Genomic DNA, 2363 nt, shown 5'->3' on the forward strand with positions numbered 1-2363 from the left:
GCCCGGCGTGATGGCGACGCTCTTGCCCAGCAAGTCCAGGTCGCCGCCCGCCGCAATGTCGCTGCCGGCTTGACCAAATTAATTTCAACTTATTCTGATTGATAATATTCTTTGATCAGGAAAATCGCCTAAATCTCCTGGAGCCCCCGAGATAATTACTCCTGAATAGCTTCCGCTCATACAGAACCACTCTTCCGCAGCATCATATTCCAAATTAAGTGACGACATCGAGTCAACACGATCGCCAAGCATTACATTATTTGGCAGCTTTCCTTGATAAAATTTTCCATTAATATTTTTCTCGGAATCATAAAAACCAAATAACCACACACCAATACTTGAAATAATCCCATCTTTCACAAAAACAACAATTGCTCTATCCTCAACTCCAAAATTCCCATCTAAGCTCGCTTCAAAATTCGAATTTAAAAAATTATCATTAGTTTCATAAAAACAAAAATATTCAATATCCAAAGCATATTTTTTTACCTCCAATCTTAGAGTTGGAGAATTGTCAAATTTATATAAATTATCACAATTTGATATGCAATACTTTGAAATTACTTTTTTAAATGATTGCGATGTTGCACCTATTGGTATTCCGGCTAGTGAAACCCGTGGAACAACAGGTAAATTCCATTTTATTTCAAAATCATCAATCATGATTTCCTACTTCCATCGTCCGTTAACATAATTAATTATCTTTCCTTGAGGATTATAAAATATTGTATTTTTATCCAAAGTCGGAAGATTGGTTTTTGGATCAAATTGAAGCTTATACGTTTTCGGGTCAATAATTTTCGCTTGGCTACCATCAGTAAATTCAATCTTATAGTATTGGCCTTTATGCGATGAAAAAGGATTTTCTGGGCTAAATTGAACTTGAGCAACATCAGACCTCCCTTCAACTGAAAATATTTGTGCATTGCCAGACGATGTGCTCTTCGGCGGAACCGAATTTAACTTTAAACCATCCATTTTAAAAGCTAGTTGAAGATCTTCGAGAGACGATCCCCATACATTAGAAATTGCACGTGGAATTCCAGCTTGAGCAGCCAAACTTTCTCGTAGTCCTACTCTTGCATTTACCGAGGTTGAATCTATAATGCTTTCAAAAATTATACTATTTTCGGTGTCTCTCGTAGTTAATTTTAATAAATCACCCCCTGCTGATGACAAAGATGGCACGACAGGTTCCCAAGTCCCAGTCAATGAATTTTGACGAGAAAACACAGCACCGTCCGAGCTTATCAATTCCGCATTTCGCACCGGAACAGAAGGGCCCTCAATAAATCGCGGTGCCGCTTTAGCAGCATCGTCAAGCAAATTTCTCACACCGTTGACGAAGCCATCATATACATACTTCCCACCAGCAGCAATGCCACCCAGTGCCTTGCCAACCACAAGGTCAGTTCCCGCCAGCTCCAGACCATCACGCAAACTTGCCGCTTGAGCATAATGATATGTTCCGTCTCTCGGGTCGGGAACCGCCCGCAATTCGGGCGATCCCTGCAGATAAACGTAAGCCTTTTTATCGCTACCAAAGATCACCTTGTAGCCTTCGCCATATGCAGCACTCACCAAACTGCTGCAGTCCTTTGACGGGCCACTGGAACAGACATTGCCAATCAGCGTATCGCGCTCGGTAGACAGTTTAATTAAACTGTCTCTCCTCGCACAGGCATCAGGATTGCTTGAACTGCAAGCGGCAACAGCGGCGTCAAATTGCTCCTGCTCCGATTTCTTCATCCCCTCGCGCTTATGCTTCAGGTAGTTGTTCGCCACCTCATTCAACGCACTGTTCGCCCCCGCCTCACCGCCAACCACAGCGCCTATCGCCGCCCCCGCCGCCAAGGTCAGCGCGCTGCGCAGTGTGTCCGGTATATCCAGAGTTTGAAGCTGCTTGGAAATGCTGTCCGTCGACAGCGCCGCGGCGCTCGCCCCTAGCGCGCCATTGGTGCCGCCGGCCAGCGCGCCGACCGCCGTGTGCAAGGCTACCCGCGCAGGTCCGTCCTCTTTCCAGTTCGCCTTTAATTCATCGCTTTGACGCTGTAATTCGGCACTCTTTACTGGATCGGGTTCTTCGGACGCTTGCTTCGCCAACGCCGTCGCTTCGTTCAGTTTATTGGAAGCATAATCCCCCACCTGCTTCGCCGCCGCCGCCGCGAACGCCTGCGTCACCTCGATCGTCGCCTGCAACGCCTGCTTGTCGAAGTTGTTGCCGATCTTGCCGCTGGTGTCCACGCCCGTGGTGACGTTGCGGTTCACGCCCGCCACCGTTTCCTCGGCGCCCTTGCCCGTCAACGCCCGCTGCGCCGCAGCGTCGGTGATCACCAGACTGCCCGCGCTGATGCCGCTGCCGA

Annotated in this window: 2 protein-coding genes; both read right to left on the bottom strand. The window is 47.5% G+C overall.

What is annotated here, in order from left to right; all coding sequences use genetic code 11:
* Positions 1-84: 84 nt before the first annotated feature.
* Positions 85-663 (bottom strand): hypothetical protein, encoded by a 579-nt coding sequence (locus tag GJA_RS27650; protein WP_144241649.1) that lies wholly within the window; start codon positions 661-663, stop codon positions 85-87.
* Positions 664-669: 6 nt separating this feature from the next.
* Entirely contained in the window at positions 670-2334 is a 1665-nt protein-coding gene (locus tag GJA_RS26420) for a DUF6862 domain-containing protein (RefSeq protein ID WP_144241650.1), read from the bottom strand.
* Positions 2335-2363: the final 29 nt, after the last annotated feature.

Origin of the sequence: Janthinobacterium agaricidamnosum NBRC 102515 = DSM 9628 (assembly GCF_000723165.1) — a bacterium.
Classification (GTDB): Bacteria; Pseudomonadota; Gammaproteobacteria; order Burkholderiales; family Burkholderiaceae_D; genus Janthinobacterium; species Janthinobacterium agaricidamnosum.